Raw genomic sequence first — 16767 nt, 5'->3', positions numbered from 1 at the left:
TAAAGTATTGTGCGCAGGAATACCTGTATTTTTTATTCTTTCGGGCACATCAACCAGCAAATGCAGCATGCAGAAATTATACATACACCGCTCACTGTTTTAACGGAAGGTATACATGAAAGCTGGTGCCTTTGCCAACTTCGCTTTCCACATCAATGTAGCCCCGGTGATTTTCAACGACTTTTTTACATACTGCCAGACCAATACCAGTACCGGTAAATTTAGGATCTGAGGTGCCGCGGGTAAAGATTATAAATATTTTTTCAAATAAATCCGTTGAAACCCCTATGCCGTTATCTTTAAAAATAAGGTGTATATACCTGATGTCCGGATCAATCAACTCACCGCCAATGATGTCTCTTCCATATACTTCCGAACAGGTGATCGAAACAACAGGTGGTATTTCACTAAACTTCAACGCATTGCTCAGCAGATTTAAAAACAGCTGATACAGCTGTGAGGAAACCCCATATATTACCGGCAGCGAACAGGTCTGAATAACTGCATTCTTTTCTTTGATTACCAGCTCGCAGTCGGTAAGCACATGCGTAAGTACGGCAGACAGATCAACGGTTTCAAAGGTATGCTGAAGTGACGAGAGACGCGAGTAATTGAGCAGCTCTTTTACTAAAGAAGACATACGCTCCGAGGCAACATTGATTTTAGAAATATACTTTTCAACCAGCTCTCCATCGCTGCTGTTTTCAATAATCAAATCGCTGAAGATCCGGATCTTTCGCAATGGTTCCTGCAAATCATGGCTGGCAATGTACGCGAACTGCTCCAGGTAACGATTGGAACGGCTCAGGTTGTAGTTCGCATTGCGGAGCTCAACCGTGCGTTCATCCACCCGCTCTTCCAATTCATTAGTAAGTTGCCGGTATTTTCTTTCGGATTCCAGCAACGATTGCTGCGCAGCAAGTTCCTGTCTCATATCCCGCATTACAGCACCAAAAGCTAATATTTCTCCTGTCGCCGGATCATCGATACGTACTGTATTATTATAAACGGGAATAACCTCTCCAGACTTTAAATTCCGGACATTCATTTGTCCGGACCATCTTCCCTTATCTTGCAAGGATGTGATAACATTGGCACTTACTTTTTCAAAATCCTCTTTCAGATGGAGTTCAGATATAGGTGTACGGAGAACCTGCTCCATGGTATCAAAGCCCAGCAACTCCATGCCTGCCTTATTGATGTAGGAGTTGATATTATTTGTTCCCAGCAAAGACATCAGTTCAACACTATTGTCTACCAGACGTAATAATTTTTCCTGCTCGTCTTTGAGACGGTGTTCCTCTGTAACATCCTGTGCGGTGCCTACAAAACGATAGGGAATAGTACCGTTGAAATATCCCTTTCCTTTGTTCCTGATCCAGCGGATTTTCCCTTCTTCACTTCCTACTCTGTATTCCAATGTATAATCTGCCCGCTGCAGCGGATCTAACGAAGCGCTTACAGCTGCTGTGACGTTAGCATGATCCTTTTCGTTAATGTATTTCCAGAAATCCAGCGGGCTGATGTGCTCCTGAGGCGGCATGTTAAATAATTCGCGACAGCGGTCGTCCAGTTCAACCGTATTATCAAGCAGATTAAAATCCCAGGTACCGATAAGTCCGGCATCCAGTGCAAGGCTTTTTTTCTTTTCAGCCGCTTCCAGTTTTTTACGGACCTGTACAGACTCAGTGATATCATTCATCAGACACATGATTCCGTTGATGTCACCATTTTCATCCCGTACTGCGTCGAACGTGAGGTTAAAATAAAAATCACATGCTGCGTTCTCAACAGGTAACACAGCAAATGCCTCGTTGACAACAGCACGATTTCCGGTATGATAAACATCATCAATTATTTTTTGTAATTCGTGAGCATCTGGCTTCGTTTCGCCGCGGCGAATTAAAACATCAAAGGCTGGCTTTTCAAGTACATCCACCTGATTTAAATTCCAATAACGAAGTATGGCTTCATTAGCGAGTTCCACTATATATTCCGGACCATGGAAAATCGCCATTCCGGTAGACATCTGTGAAAGAATGTTTGATAGATTAAATCGAGAAGGGATTCGTGCATTATCGGTAAAACTCATACTTCTTTATTCAGACAAAATTATATTGAAAAGTTTAACGAGCTTCAATCAGGGAATCGTTGCTAATTTAACGCAATGGAATAAATACCATTCAAGATATAAAATAGCATTCGTATTACAAAAAATCAGTATGAAGCGGAAGGCAGAAGGGGAAAAACGCTCATCCATGGTCTCATCTCATCCATGGTCTGTGGCACACCCTCTCCATGGTCTGCGCACTGGTTGGTGTTTAGCCCGATACGATATTCCGCTCACACCTGAAGCCTCCCGGACGTCACCAACCAGTTGTGTAGCAGCAGAGCACATGGCCTGTGACAGTATGGGGCACAAGCGAATTTATGCCAGCTGTAAATAAAAAATATAAAGAATCCTTTATTAAAAAAAGACAATTGACTAACTTATAGAACAGGCCATTTACCTGTGGTTACTAGTCTGACTACAACCATATTGCTATAAACCATCATTTCCTATGAGAACATGTACATCAACCCTTTTTATGCTGTTGCTTGGGCTGGCTTTTTTCCAGAGCTGTCAGCTGCCCGCTGATGCACCATCCAACCCTTCAACGAAAGACAGTACAGGTTTGAAACAATCCCCTCACGCGCGCGCTCCGGAATACCGTTCTGCCACCGCATCTCCTGACACAGGAAACGCACCGGGCATGAAGGTTAAATTACTCAGCACTGCGGGTGATGTAAAAACATACGCGGTTATTTTTTCAACCGGCGATGAGGTCGTATCCGGACTAACGGAATTTGCACACACCTACAAAGTAAAAAGCGGACACTACCAGGGCATTGGCGATGCGCTCCATGTAGAAGCGGGCTGGTTTGATTATCACCGTAAAGAGTTTTTAGTGATTCCGCTGGATACGGTTGAAATAACCTCTTTCACCGGAGACATTGCCTGGTATAATGGCAAACCCGTTGCCCATACGCATGTCAGCGCATCGTTGAAAGATGGCTCCGTGAAAGGCGGACATTTACTGAAACTGATCGTTGGGCCAACGCTTGAAGTAATGGTTACCGTTGAACCCACTCCCCTATACAAGCGTTTAAACGAATCTTTCAACGCAGCAGTTATTGACCCGGAGATAACAAAAGATAGTGGTAAGTAATGAAGCCTGATGTGGAAGGCTGAAGACTCTACCCTGGCTGGTGCTTAGCTGATTGCTTTTGCCCCGTTTACAGCTGAGGTTTCTCGGGAGTCATTGACCAGTAGTGTCTGCGCCAGCCAGCAAGCTGTTCTATCGTGTCAACCGGCTTGTCTGATTACAACACATTTTATATCTTTAATGTATGGTTCGTTTCTTTACTCTTTTATTTTCCCTGTTTGTACTGGCGCTTTCCATCGTTCCATGTTCGGATACGGATCATTGCTGTAAAGAGCCTGTTGAAATGTCTTCTGAGCAGGAAAAGCATATTATCTGCACACCTTTTTGTACAGGCTGCGCAAGTGTGAGTACGGTATCAGCAGGTATACACATACCTGCTGAATTTCACGACATCAGAACACCATGGCCAGTTTCTTTATATCAATCGGTTTTTATTTCTGCTTATTTTTATTCCTTCTGGCAACCGCCCAAATTACATTCTTAGCTATTCAGGAGCAGCATTCCATTTGAGAATTGCCATGCATGCATCTGTTTAATTAACCAATAGCTATGTGCTATCATCGCATAGTCACTTTATTCCCATGTATTGCCTGCTCCAGTAATTCTTTTTCTAAAAATACAGGCAGCCAACGTGCAGACAATTTTATGCGTTACGCAATGCATGATCCATGGCAAAAATATTAACCTTATTATAATATACCTATGAATAAAGATCCTTATACGAATCATGCGGATGTTTCAACGAATAAAAAAACAGCCGGGCAAGCTGCCGATCAACATGCACATGATGAAGATGACGGGCACGACCATGATGCGGTAAACGCTGAAGATTCGGAGCATCAAAGCTGGATGAATTATCTTCCAGCTATCGCATCTTTTCTATTATTAATTGCAGGAATTATCGCCGATTATCAGGTAACTAACTTTCACAGATTGGATTTCTTCCAGGAATATTTCAGATTCGCTTATTACCTTATCCCCTATCTGCTTATCGGTGGGCCGGTGCTGAAAAAAGCCTATCGTTCTGTTTTTCGACGGGACTTCTTCAATGAGTTTATGCTGATGAGCATCGCTACGCTTGGTGCATTCTACATAAAAGAATATCCGGAGGGTGTAGCCGTCATGCTGTTTTACCAGATCGGTGAATTGTTCCAGGATGCTGCGGTACAAAGAGCCAAGCGCTCCATCAAAGCGTTGCTTGATATACGGCCGGACGAAGTAAGCGTGCTGCGTAATGGCAAGCCAGAAAAAGTAAACCCTTCTGAAGTAAGTCTTGGTGAAACCATTCAGATAAAACCGGGCGAAAAAATAGCCTTGGACGGAGATTTGCTCTCCGAAAAAGCTTCTTTTAATACGGCAGCACTTACAGGCGAGAGCAAGCCCGACAATAAGTACAAGGGCGAACCTGTATTAGCAGGAATGATCAATTTAAACACTTTGACAGAAGTAAAAGTAACTGCTCTTTTCAAAGACAGTAAGTTATCGAAGATCCTGGAACTTGTACAGGATGCCACTGCAAAGAAAGCAAAGACACAATTGTTCATTTCAAGATTCGCGCGCAGGTATACACCTGTAATGGTATTCCTGGCTATTGCCATTACGGCAGTACCCTACTTCTTTGTGGAGCAGTATGTTTTTAATGACTGGCTGTACCGCGCCCTGGTATTCCTTGTTATATCCTGCCCGTGCGCATTAGTGGTATCTATTCCATTGGGTTATTTCGGTGGCATTGGCCTGGCTTCCAGAAACGGGATCTTATTTAAAGGCTCTAACTATCTGGACGTAATGACCGGAATTGATACCGTTGTTATGGATAAGACAGGTACGCTGACAAAAGGTGTTTTCAAGGTTCAATACGTAGAGCCGAGTAACATTGAAAAAGATACTCTTTTACGGTTGACCGCTGCACTGGAAACACATTCCACCCACCCCATTGCCAAAGCTGTAGTGGATTATGCTGCTATGAAGGAATTACCCCATGCTGAAAACGTAGAGGAAATTGCCGGCCATGGATTGAAAGGTACAGTTGAAGGAAAACAAGTCTTAGCAGGAAATCTTAAATTGCTGAGTAAGTTTACTATTGCATTCGATGAAAAGATCAGGAACATCACGGATACCATCGTTGTAACGGCTGTAGATGGGAAGTATGCCGGTTATATAACCATTGCGGATGAAATTAAAGCAGATGCGTTAGATGCTATTAACGCGTTGCATGGACTAGGTATTAAAACAGTAATGCTTTCAGGTGATAAACAGGCAGTAGTTGATGCTGTGGCAAAGACATTAGGCATTGATGCTGCGTATGGCGATCTGCTGCCCGAAGGAAAAGTAGAAAAAGTACAGGCGCTAAGAAACGAAGGCAGGAAAATAGCATTTGTGGGTGATGGGGTAAACGATGCGCCGGTTGTAGCCCTGGCTGATGCAGGCATAGCCATGGGCGGTTTAGGATCGGACGCCACCATTGAAACAGCGGATATTGTGATTCAAAACGACCAGCCTTACAAAATATTCTCGGCCATCAGAATCGGAAAGCTTACAAAGAAAATTGTCTGGCAAAATATAACGCTTGCTTTCGCAGTTAAAGTAGTTGTTCTGATACTTGGTGCGGGCGGTTTGGCTACGCTTTGGGAAGCTGTCTTTGCGGATGTTGGCGTGGCACTGCTGGCCATTTTAAACGCGGTGCGCATTCAAAAAATAAAACTCTAAACAGATTCCGGTTGTCCTGATTTTTATAAACAAAAAGCCCTTCCGGTTTGGAAGGGCTTTTTAATACAGTAGACTGGAGGAACCTGGTTTTGAACTTATTTATCCAAACATACTGATTTTCCAAACCTTTAAAAATTTAAGTAGGTTAACAGGATGAATATCTCAAGGTATCAAAATCGCTACGCGATAAATAAGCTATTTATTTAAACTTATTTTCATCATTGTGTCTTGTCTGCTCTTCTTCAATTTGAAAATATGTTTATCAAACTCCACAAAGCCGTTCTTCTTTTAAGCAAAAATAATATATATATATTTCCAGATAGCATTCAACAGGTTGCATTCATGAGCCCGCACAGTAATGTATCAGTCAACGAAATCCTTTACTGATTCTTTTTTACTGGCATTCTTATATGGTACATAGTAGTTTTCATAAAACTGTTTTTTAGAATCATGGTAGGATGATACTGCCCCTATCTTATACAATACATAAATGTAGTACCAGGCAAAGTCTATCTGATACGGTAAAAAACCTGAGCGGGCACTTCCCGGATACATATGATGATTGTTATGCCACTCACCAGCAAGTAAGCCCGGGCGATATTGGTTTACAGACAAGTCTTTACGATTAAAATCCAATCCATCCCTATGACTTTCCGTACCTTTGCCGTGGCCATTATAGTTAAATGTACGAACGCCTATTACCCATATCAGTGCGCCGCTAAAAAGTGCACAGGCAAGTGCATGCCCTCCAATGAGATAAAATATACCATACCAGCAAACCCAGTTTGCGATCCAGAGCGCTGCCGTGCGGCCCGGATCGGCAATTGAACCCCATTTCTGATATTGTTCATACGAATTGATTTTTATGCCTGTATGTTTTACAAGTACCGCTGCACGTGCATAGTTTTTTTCATCCAGATCTTTTGCAATGGGCTGATGGTTTGTATCGGCTAAAAAACAATATAAAAACCCGGCGGAAGCATTGTACGGATCTCCGGGCTGATCCGACTTAGAATGATGTACATGATGCGATACAATGTAAATCTCTTCCGGAATTAATTTAACTACCAGGTTTTGGGTAATGAAACGCCAGAATGCGTTGCGAAAAATAAAAGCACGGTGTGTACCGTACCGATGGTACCAGATAGTGCCGTGGGTACCCATTACTACCATGCTGTAGAAGATACAAATGAACAACAGCTTCCAATTAAAATAGGTAAACAAAAACAAAAACAGAAAAGGCAATAAACATAGTACCCAAAACCATCCTGCCAATGCTATCCAGTTCTTACGTGATTTAAAAATATTAATCCTTGAACAGAACTCTGCAAACAATTGCTTGCCCGCAGGCTTTACAAGATTTCCGTTTTCATCCATCCATCCGTAGGAAGGGCGCTGCAATACTACATCAATAAACGCCATACATTATTAATTACTTGAATCCAGGTATGTACTTCTCTTTACTGTTATTTATGCAACAGCCAACAGATTTGTGCGTGACCAAAGGATGTTTTAGTCATCTGCAGATTTGTTTCAATGCGGTGTTGCTGTAAATTTTGCGCAATGATATTAAAAATAATGCCTCAAAAAAATATCCGGCGCTTCGCTGCACTGTTCGTGATTTCATACGTTTCACTTCAAAAATGCCTGTCTTTATTTTGCACAATCCTTCATTCAGCGCGATCTGACGGGATTACAGACCGCCATGTATATTTAACGGGTTTAAAAATTTTCATCCTGCTTTCAAAGATTGTGTAACTAATAATATTTAATGTGTAACTTTTTTAGTTGCATTGTCTTCATCTTTGTCTCAGATAAACAGTATATCTACAAATGAAGTTGTACATAAAATACATGGTGAGCAATTGCTGCAAACTCATGGTAAAGAATGAATTCAATAAACTCGGCATTAAAATATCGCGCATAGAATTAGGAGAACTGGAAGTAAAGCAAAAAATATCGCTGCGTCAGTTCGATAAGATCAGAAGTGTCCTTAAAAAAAACGGGCACGAATTGATGGAAGATAAAAAATCCATTCAGATAGAAAAGGTTAAAGCGGCAATAATTAATACCATCCATTACTCAGATGAATTGCCCGAAGTAAAATTCTCCGAATACCTCAGTACTAAACTGGAATGTGATTATACGTACCTATCTAATTTATTTTCTGAAGTCACAGGCACTACTCTGCAACAATTTATTATTGTTCATAAAATTGAGCGGGCCAAAGAGCTGATCATTTATAATGAAATGAGCTTAAAAGAAATTGCGTTTAAACTACACTACAGCAGCCTTCCTCATTTCTCCAATCAGTTTAAAAAAATAACGGGGCTCTCGCCCGTCTTTTTCAAGTCTCTGAAAAAGAAAAAACGGATCGCATTAGAACAGTTAATTGAGAATCAAAAATTAAAATAACGTATACATACGTTAAACAGTTATCTATACTATATGTATCCGCTGATTTACTGACCGGTTTGCTATTAATCGTCAACGTTATTCAAATAACTCTGCGCGTATATATATTTAACCCATTCAACTCGTGTCAATTTATTATACTGTAAAATTGAACACACCATGTTACCTATCATACAACGTTATATTTTAGAGGCAATAAAAGGTTTTGACACGATTCCGGAAGAACGGAAGCGTGCCTTGCATCAGATAATTTCTTATGTAAAGAAAAAATCAGATGCAAACCACACTCCTGAACTGCTGTATATCTGTATGCGTAATTTCAGAATGAGTCATTTTGGACAGATCTGGGGCAGTGTAGCAGCAACGTATTATGGATTTCCTCACGTAAAAACATATTCGGGAGGCATACAAGCTACTGTCTTTGATTTAGGTTCTATCCGGATCATTGAAACGATCGGGTTTATCGTAAAACAGACAGACAATACTCCTAACCCTTTATATACAATACAGTTTGGCGATTCCGATATACATATTACCTGTTTTTCAAAGAAGTATGATGCCAACGAAAATCCGGCACAGGGCTTTTGTGTTATTATGATGTGCAGAGAGGCAGAGGCTGCCCTTACACATATCGATGGAGCTGAGGTGTGGGTTTCTACCCTTTATAATGAGTTTAAACCTTCTGATTCAACAGATGATCTGGATGATAGGTATTTAGAAAGCATCAAGGAGATTGCTACTGAATGTTTATATGTATTTTCCAGATTGAGTCAGTAACAGTTAAACAACAAGCCTTTTCTCACCGTGATCTGAGGCACACAGAACATTCACTACTCTATATAGTTAATCATTTTTATTGTTCTCCACACCTTGTTCTGTGACACACAGAACATTTACTACTCTATTTAGTTTAATCATTTTTATTGTTCTGCTCTTTTAGCAGATTGTACTTGTCCAGAAATAAACTTCTCCTATACGCATGCGTGAGCTTCGATTTCTCACCGTGGTCTGTGTGCCACAAACTGCGGAGTGTTAGAAACAGAGCAAAAAATATCTGTTCGATCGTTTAATAAAATTAAAGCAGCACTAAAAAAATGGACGTGAATTCATGGAGAATAAAATATATTATCTTCATAAACTTTTCCGGATTTTCGATTGAGTGATCAAGTCATACCTGTAAAGTAAGAGTATACTCAAGCCTATGTAAGCTTTTCCAATAACTTCTCGAAGTCTTCAGAAGAATGTAGAATTTTAATGTTTTTAGGTTCTCCGGCTAAGTCTTTTGTCATATAAGGACTGCTTACAAGAAACTTCGGTTTTTTATATGTCTTCGCCAGATGCCTGATCGCATCTGGAGCTGTCTGCTCATTCTGACGCGATAAAAAAAGTGTTAGGACGAAGTCAGGTGAAGTGGTCTCTATTACTTTTGTCATATTTTGCAAAGGCACATTCTGCCCAAGATAAATACTTTTAAAGCCTTTAAGGCGTACCAGATAGTCTGCCAGCAGCAGACTGATTTCATGCCATTCGCCGGGCGGCAAAAACAATATAAAAGTCTTCTTTTTTTTAGGGCGCGGCAACGTATCACTGGCAACAATCAACTTCCGACGAATGATGTTGCTGGCAAAATGTTCCTGTGCCGGACTTACCTCGTCGGATAGCCACATCCATCCGATCTTGTAAAAAAATGGATAAAAAAGTTCCCTCACAGTCCGGAGCATTCCAAGCTGCTTTACCGCCAGGTCAACCGTTTTTTCAAAAAGCAACTCATCAAATGTAAGTGTGGCTGAAAGCAATTGATGCAGGCTGGCTGTATGTTTGCCGGAATTGCTTTCAGGAGAATGTTGTTGAATGTTTTGTACATGTTTCCGGATAGTTGCAGAAGACATCGCTGCAATCTGCGATATTTTGAAACCTTCGGAAAGTAACAGCGTGATATTTAGAAGTTGGATTACTTGTGCATCATTGTAAAAGCGGATATTACCGGCACTGCGTTCAGGTGAAATCAGCTGATACCGTTCCTCCCATTTTCTAAGAGTATGAGCCTTCACTCCTACCAATCGCTCCAATTGGGCTATATCATAATGCGCAGCTGGCTTCATTGATCTATATGCTGTAGTTCCGGATATTTTTGTCCATATTTTCCCGAATAGAATTGAAGAAGCAAATGAAATTTACACATAGGTTGTATTTAAATTCAAATAATTCAAAAACTCATTCTTAACGGCATCATCGCTAAACCTGCCACCGTAATACGCGGTGATGGTAGCAGAGTTATCATCTTTAATTCCACGGGATGAAACACACAAATGCTTTGCATCAATAAGCACTGCGATATCCTTTGTGTTGAGTACGCTCTCCATTTCACCCGCAATCTGCATCGTCAGACGTTCCTGCACTTGAGGCCGCTTCGCAAAATAGTTCACGATCCGATTCAGCTTGGAAAGACCGATTACTTTACCGGATGAAATATATGCAACATGTACTTTGCCAAAAATAGGAACAAAGTGATGCTCGCAGTTGCTGTAAAAGGTTATATTTTTTTCCACAAGCATCTGTCCGTATCTGTATTTGTTCTCAAATAAAGCAATCTTAGGCTTATTCCGCTCATCCAGTCCGCTAAAGATTTCCTGCACATACATTTTAGCTACGCGCTGAGGAGTACCTGCAAGACTATCGTCACTGAGATCGAGGCCCAATGTTTCCATAATGGCTTTAAAATGTCCTGCGATAGATGCTATTTTTTCCTCATCTGTTTTTAAAAATGCCTGTGGCAGCATTGGGGTGGCGATCCCCTTAAAAAGATGGTCATCACCGATTTCATCAACAGATAAGGTATTAAAACTTTCAGGGGTATTGCGTAACGGGTCCGATTCAACAATTCTTTTTTCCATAAATACATTTAAAACTTTTGGATTGTCTAAGAGTAACATTGTAAAGTTAGACAAATTTTGTCTAACTTTACAATGTTACTCTTAGACAAAATTAAGCGTATGTAAAAAAATCAGGTATGAATTACATTAGTGAATCCATGGAAAGCAGCATTTTAAGACATTATTCCCCGAACAATGATCCAAACGTTAATGTTTCTTCCCGTACAACCAGGGAAATATCGTTGGCTCTTACCCCGGAAGCAATTGACCGGATCATCGAGATGGCCTGGGAAGACAGGACTACCTTTGATGCCATACAATTTCAGTTTGGATTGAATGAGGCTGCTGTGAAGACACTGATGAAAAAACAATTAAAATTAAGTAGCTACCGGCTCTGGAGAAAGCGGGTAAATAATTGTAACATGAAGCATGCCGCTAAACGGATAAATGGAATCGACAGGTTTAAATCTACATTACAAAGAAACATCACGCACAATAAAATATCTAAACGATGATACGCAGAACGTTTTTATTTGCGGGCGCTTCCAGTGCCATTGCCAGACAAACAGCAATGCTGCTGAAAGAAAAAGGTCATAGCGTAATTGGATTAAGCAGGAAAGAACCGGATGACACGTACGACGAATATTACCAGGTATCAGGCTATGATTTCTCAACCTTTCCGGAAATTGGCAAGCCAATAGATGGCTTGGTATATTTCCCTGGCACGATACATTTAAAACCCGTTACGCGCTTTACACCTGCTGAGTTTACAAGTGATCTGCAAATAAATACATTAGGAGCTGCGGCTTTTGTTCAGGCCTATTTATCGGATTTAAAAAAATCGCCCAACGCCTCCATTGTATTTTTAAGCTCTGTTGCAGCATCTGTAGGTCTGCCCTTCCATACTTCCATTGCTATGGCAAAAGGCGCGCTTGAGGGTTTTGCAAAGGCTTTAGCAGCAGAATTAGCACCAGCTATCCGGGTAAATGTTGTAGCTCCCTCTTTGCTGGATACTCCGCTTGGCAATACATTCATACATACACCCGATAAGCTTGAAAACATGCAAAAGCGCAACCCGCTGCGCCAGATCGGTAAACCTACGGATGTTGCCAATGCCATCGCATTCTTATTGTCTGAAGAATCGGCATGGGTTACCGGACAGGTATTTGCAATTGACGGAGGAATGAGCACAATAAAAAACTAATACTACTATGGAAACACATCTGTCGTTGAATGATTTAATGGACATGGAGATACGAAAGCGGGCCAATCTGGTTAATTCAACAGGTGGCTTTAAAAGTATTTGTTTAATTGGCTCCGTTGATCCGGAAGGCCGGACCAATGTAGCGCCCTTCAGTTCTATTGTTCATATCGGTGCTTCTCCGCCGCTCATTGCCTTTATTGTGAGGCCGGACTCTGCTGAGCGGCATACCTTGTCAAATATTCTCGAAACAGGCGTTTACACCATCAATCACCTCAATGAACAGATCTATCGGCAAGCCCATCAAACATCAGCCAGGTATCCGAAAGAACAGTCTGAATTTGATGCGGCAGGATTAACAGCCGTTTATAAAAATGACTTTGCAGCGCCCTATGTCAGCGAAAGTGCTGTGCAGCTTGGTGTGCAATTTAAAGAACGCATAGACCTTGCCATCAACGGCACCATTTTAATCATCGGGCAAATACTGCACCTCTATTTTCCAACGGACTGTCTGCTCGAAGATGCATTCCTTGATCTGGAAAAAGCGAATACGATTACCTGTTCGGGTTTGGACAGTTATCACAAAACACAACGGCTGGAACGATTAAGCTATGCAAAACCCGGTCAGGAACTAACGCCTGTTAATTTCATGCCTCTTGAATAAGGTTTCTGTAAATATTGTCTGGTTCAAACGTGATTTGCGATTTACAGATCACGAACCGCTTTATAATGACCGGCAACAAAACGTACCGGTACTTTTAGTTTATTTTTTTGAACCATCGATGATGACTTACAATAACAGTGATACCAGGCATTCGCGGTTTGTACACGAATCATTTTCTGTTCCCTGGAAAATGACAGGCGATGCACAACGGCTTTATTCCTGCGAACTTGGAAAGCATTATCCCGATCTGGAAACAATACGCAGGCATGCAGCAGAAAAGATGCGGGGATTTAAACGACAATGAATGAACGTATCATTTAAAACGTGTGATGAAAGGCATTAAAAAACAAAACCTGCCCGCTAAAATCTGTACGGTCTGTGAGCGCCCGTTTACATGGCGTAAGAAGTGGGAAAAAAATTGGGAGGATGTGAAATATTGCAGTGATGCCTGCAGAAATAAAAAAAATGAAAATGAAAAATAATATTCCGGCACTGGTAGATTCAAAAAAAACACTGCGCTTAATTTTAGGCGATCAGCTGAATATTAACCATTCCTGGTTTAAGGAAGTAAATACAGATGTGGTGTATGTATTGATGGAGGTACGTTCGGAAACCGATTATGTCTGGCACCATATACAGAAAGTAGCCGCTTTTTTTAGTACTATGCGCACATTTGCAAATGAATTAAAAGAAAACAAGCATACCGTTATCTATCTTAAATTAACTGATGCGTGTAACCTGCAGTGCTTTGATAAAAACTGCGACTGGCTCATCGCTGAACATGCTATTACACACTTTGAATACCAGTTGCCCGATGAATACAGGGTAGATCAACTGCTTGCCGCTTATTCAAAATCGCTCTCTATTTCTCATGCTACCTACGACACCGAGCATTTTTTAACGTCGAGAAACGAGTTAGGCGCTTTTTTTAAAGGCAAAAAAGTATACCTCATGGAAAGCTTTTACCGGTACATGCGTAAAAAGCATGGTCTGCTGATGCAAGGCACAGAACCTCTTAACGGCCAATGGAACTATGATGCAGAGAACCGTAAAAAATTACCTGCAAATCACAAAGCTGTAGCGCCAATGATTTTTACAAATGATGTTACCGGTATTATTTCTGAATTAGCTAAAACCAACATCATAACAATTGGTACGATCGATGCCAGAAATTTTGTCTGGCCGGTCAGTCGCCGGCAATCCCTTGCACTGTTAGACTTTTTTGTAAAAGAATGCCTGCCGTTGTTTGGCACATATCAGGACGCTATGGTTCCTGAGGAATGGTCGTTGTACCATTCGCGCCTGTCTTTTTCAATGAATTGCAAGCTGCTTTCCCCACTCGAGGTAGTTAACAGAGCCATTGAAGAATGGAGCATGCGTAAAAATAAAATTGCGTATAACCAGTTGGAAGGATTTGTAAGGCAGATTATTGGCTGGCGGGAATACATGCGGGGTATGTACTGGCTAAAGATGCCGGACTTCGCCACGCTGAACTATCTTGAAAATAAAAATAAATTACCCGATTGGTACTGGACAGGGAAAACAAAAATGAACTGCCTGCGCAATGCCATAAACCAATCGCTGCACTATGCCTACGCGCACCACATCCAGCGCCTGATGATCACCGGTAATTTTGCCTTGCTGGCAGGTGTTGATCCCGCTGAAGTGGATCAATGGTACCTGGGTATTTATATAGATGCGCTGGAATGGGTCGAAATAACCAATACGCGCGGCATGAGCCAGTTCGCAGATGGCGGCCTGATAGGAACCAAGCCTTATGTGAGCTCGGCGGCCTACATTGATAAAATGAGCCACTATTGCAAAGGCTGTTATTACGATAAAGCAAAAAAGACTGGAGCCAAAGCCTGTCCCTTTAATAGCTTGTATTGGAATTTCTACAGCAACCACGAGGCGAAGCTTTCTAAAAATCCAAGGATTGGGATGATGTACAATGTCTGGAATAAAATGAAGCCTGATGTAAAAGCTGAGCTCCTGCAGCAGGCAGACTATTACTTAACACATATAAACGAACTCTGATGAAACGCTCTATTGTTTGGTTCAAAACAGACCTCCGGCTGCACGATAACGAAACCCTTGTTCGCGCGATAGAACAAAGCGACGAGATTATTCCGGTTTACTGCCTTGATGAGGATCACTTTAAAATAACGCCGTTCGGTTTTCAGAAAACAGGAAATTTCAGAGCGCAGTTTTTATTAGAGTCATTGAATGACCTGGATACGAACCTGCGTAAACTTGGCTCAGGACTGATTGTTGTGAGAGGCAAACCGGAAACGGAGCTTTATAAAATCGTAAAACAATATGAAGCCTTCAAGGTTTTTGCCAAGCGCGAAGTAGCTTACGAAGAACAACAAACGGAAGCACGTGTAGAAAAAGAAATATGGAAGCTTGGCTGCACATTTGAAAGCTTTAGTACAAGTACGTTGTACCATGCGCAGGATCTGCCGTTTTCTATAAAAGATATTCCGGAAGTATTCACCAATTTCAGGAAGAAAGTAGAAAAAGAATCTTCTATCCGCTCGGTTTTCCAAAAACCTGCTCACATAAAATCTCCGGCAATGCCGCAGCTGCGCCTGCCCACGGTAAAGGGCTTAGGACTACAGCCAGTTATACAGGACCCGAGAGCCGTAATGAAATTTACGGGAGGCGAAAGCGAAGGCTGCAAACGATTGACAAGCTACCTTTTTGAAACGCAGCTAATCTCACATTATAAGAACACAAGAGATGGAATGATTGGCAGCGACTATTCTACTAAATTTTCTCCCTGGCTGGCTTTGGGATGTTTGTCACCGAGAGAAATTTATACTGAATTAAAAAAATACGAATCCCGGTTCTCCGCTAATGAATCTACATACTGGTTGATATTCGAATTACTCTGGCGCGATTACTTTCGCTTTATGATGAAAAAGCACAAACATCAGTTCTTTTTATATTCAGGTATTAAAGATTCAGCTAACGCATCCGGCCTGCAGGATACAGCAATACTCTCTCAGTGGATCAATGGCAAAACGGGCAATGATTTTATAGACGCCAACATGCTGGAGCTAACACATACAGGCTTTATGAGTAACAGAGGCAGACAAAATGCAGCGAGCTATTTATGCAATGATCTTGGCATAGATTGGCGCTACGGTGCTGCATATTTTGAACAGCAGCTTATAGATTACGATGTGTGCAGCAATTGGGGTAACTGGGCTTATCTGGCAGGTGTAGGAAACGATCCAAGAGGAAAGCGGAATTTCAATATTGAAAAACAGGCGGAGGAATATGATCCTAAAAAATTATTCCGGAATCTGTGGCTGAAGACCACCCTGCCTTTATAAATTAAACTAAAAAAAAAGCTGTACAATCTGAGGAGCGAAATGGCAAGCTCCCGCCCTGGTTGGCGCTTAGACCGCCGGGGGCTCTCGCTCACAATTAAAGTTTCCCGGGTGTCACCAACCAGTTCCTATTATCACAGAAACAATGATTGGTAAATAGCCCCGCCCTGGTTGGTGTTTAGCCCGCCGGGAGCTCTCGCTCACAACTGAAGTCTCCCGGGCGTCACCAACCAGTTGCTATTATCACAGAAACAATGATACCTCTGGTTGAAAAAGACCATTACCGTTAGATCATTCTTGAATAAGAGTTTACTCTTATTCAGCGCGAATCAAAAAAGCTTTCGTTTCATTACGAAAGCTTTTT

At 41.5% G+C, this 16767-nt stretch carries 16 protein-coding genes; 12 read left to right on the top strand and 4 right to left on the bottom strand.

Features of this window, described 5'->3' with window-relative positions; translation table 11 throughout:
• Positions 1–91 precede the first annotated feature (91 nt).
• A complete protein-coding gene (locus CHU_RS05215) occupies positions 92–2092 on the bottom strand; it encodes an ATP-binding protein (RefSeq protein ID WP_011584459.1) in 2001 nt (666 codons plus the stop codon).
• A 469-nt stretch (positions 2093–2561) separates the two neighbouring features.
• Between CHU_RS05215 and CHU_RS05205 the strand changes: the two genes are divergently transcribed.
• From CHU_RS05205 to CHU_RS05195, 3 genes are all read left to right on the top strand, one after another.
• Positions 2562–3209, top strand: coding sequence for a PPC domain-containing DNA-binding protein (locus CHU_RS05205; RefSeq protein ID WP_049755466.1), 648 nt, complete (start codon positions 2562–2564; stop codon positions 3207–3209).
• Positions 3210–3390: 181 nt separating this feature from the next.
• Entirely contained in the window at positions 3391–3690 is a 300-nt protein-coding gene (locus tag CHU_RS05200) for a hypothetical protein (RefSeq protein ID WP_011584457.1), read from the top strand.
• A gap of 218 nt (positions 3691–3908) precedes the next feature.
• Complete coding sequence (locus CHU_RS05195) at positions 3909–5912, top strand: heavy metal translocating P-type ATPase (protein ID WP_011584456.1); 2004 nt, start codon at positions 3909–3911, stop codon at positions 5910–5912.
• Positions 5913–6275: 363 nt separating this feature from the next.
• Here CHU_RS05195 and CHU_RS05190 read toward each other — a convergent pair whose 3' ends face one another.
• A complete protein-coding gene (locus tag CHU_RS05190) occupies positions 6276–7334 on the bottom strand; it encodes an acyl-CoA desaturase (protein WP_011584455.1) in 1059 nt (352 codons plus the stop codon).
• Between the two features lie 411 nt (positions 7335–7745).
• Here CHU_RS05190 and CHU_RS05185 point away from each other — a divergent pair, with 411 nt between their 5' ends.
• Both CHU_RS05185 and CHU_RS05180 read left to right on the top strand, forming a co-directional pair.
• Positions 7746–8327: a helix-turn-helix domain-containing protein gene (locus CHU_RS05185; protein WP_011584454.1), complete on the top strand. Its 582-nt coding sequence runs from the start codon at positions 7746–7748 to the stop codon at positions 8325–8327.
• A gap of 159 nt (positions 8328–8486) precedes the next feature.
• Complete coding sequence (locus CHU_RS05180) at positions 8487–9104, top strand: hypothetical protein (RefSeq protein WP_011584453.1); 618 nt, start codon at positions 8487–8489, stop codon at positions 9102–9104.
• Positions 9105–9526: 422 nt separating this feature from the next.
• Here CHU_RS05180 and CHU_RS05175 read toward each other — a convergent pair whose 3' ends face one another.
• Positions 9527–10429, bottom strand: coding sequence for a MerR family transcriptional regulator (locus CHU_RS05175; RefSeq protein WP_011584452.1), 903 nt, complete (start codon positions 10427–10429; stop codon positions 9527–9529).
• Between the two features lie 72 nt (positions 10430–10501).
• On the bottom strand, positions 10502–11221 hold the full coding sequence (gene folE, locus CHU_RS05170) for a GTP cyclohydrolase I FolE (RefSeq protein ID WP_011584451.1): 720 nt from the start codon (positions 11219–11221) through the stop codon (positions 10502–10504).
• A gap of 116 nt (positions 11222–11337) precedes the next feature.
• Here folE and CHU_RS05165 point away from each other — a divergent pair, with 116 nt between their 5' ends.
• The 7 genes from CHU_RS05165 to CHU_RS05140 are packed head-to-tail and all read left to right on the top strand — an operon-like array spanning position 11338 to position 16406.
• Positions 11338–11715, top strand: coding sequence for a TIGR03643 family protein (locus tag CHU_RS05165; RefSeq protein ID WP_316910351.1), 378 nt, complete (start codon positions 11338–11340; stop codon positions 11713–11715).
• Complete coding sequence (locus CHU_RS05160) at positions 11712–12404, top strand: SDR family NAD(P)-dependent oxidoreductase (protein ID WP_011584449.1); 693 nt, start codon at positions 11712–11714, stop codon at positions 12402–12404. The genes CHU_RS05165 and CHU_RS05160 overlap by 4 nt, the downstream gene beginning before the upstream one ends.
• A 7-nt stretch (positions 12405–12411) precedes the next feature.
• Positions 12412–13065 carry a flavin reductase family protein gene (locus CHU_RS05155; RefSeq protein WP_011584448.1) on the top strand — a complete coding sequence of 218 codons (654 nt, stop codon included), beginning with the start codon at positions 12412–12414 and terminating at the stop codon, positions 13063–13065.
• On the top strand, positions 13058–13369 hold the full coding sequence (locus CHU_RS05150) for a deoxyribodipyrimidine photo-lyase (RefSeq protein ID WP_011584447.1): 312 nt from the start codon (positions 13058–13060) through the stop codon (positions 13367–13369). Before CHU_RS05155 ends, CHU_RS05150 begins: the two co-directional genes overlap by 8 nt.
• A 25-nt stretch (positions 13370–13394) precedes the next feature.
• Positions 13395–13547: a DUF2256 domain-containing protein gene (locus CHU_RS19125; protein ID WP_072356009.1), complete on the top strand. Its 153-nt coding sequence runs from the start codon at positions 13395–13397 to the stop codon at positions 13545–13547.
• Positions 13537–15102, top strand: coding sequence for a cryptochrome/photolyase family protein (locus CHU_RS05145; RefSeq protein WP_011584446.1), 1566 nt, complete (start codon positions 13537–13539; stop codon positions 15100–15102). The genes CHU_RS19125 and CHU_RS05145 overlap by 11 nt, the downstream gene beginning before the upstream one ends.
• Positions 15102–16406 (top strand): DASH family cryptochrome, encoded by a 1305-nt coding sequence (locus CHU_RS05140; RefSeq protein WP_011584445.1) that lies wholly within the window; start codon positions 15102–15104, stop codon positions 16404–16406. Before CHU_RS05145 ends, CHU_RS05140 begins: the two co-directional genes overlap by 1 nt.
• The last annotated feature ends 361 nt before the right edge of the window (positions 16407–16767 follow it).

This window comes from Cytophaga hutchinsonii ATCC 33406 (genome assembly GCF_000014145.1).
Classification (GTDB): Bacteria; Bacteroidota; Bacteroidia; order Cytophagales; family Cytophagaceae; genus Cytophaga; species Cytophaga hutchinsonii.
Note: the sequence above shows the minus strand (reverse complement) of the source record. Positions and strands in the feature narration are given on the sequence as shown.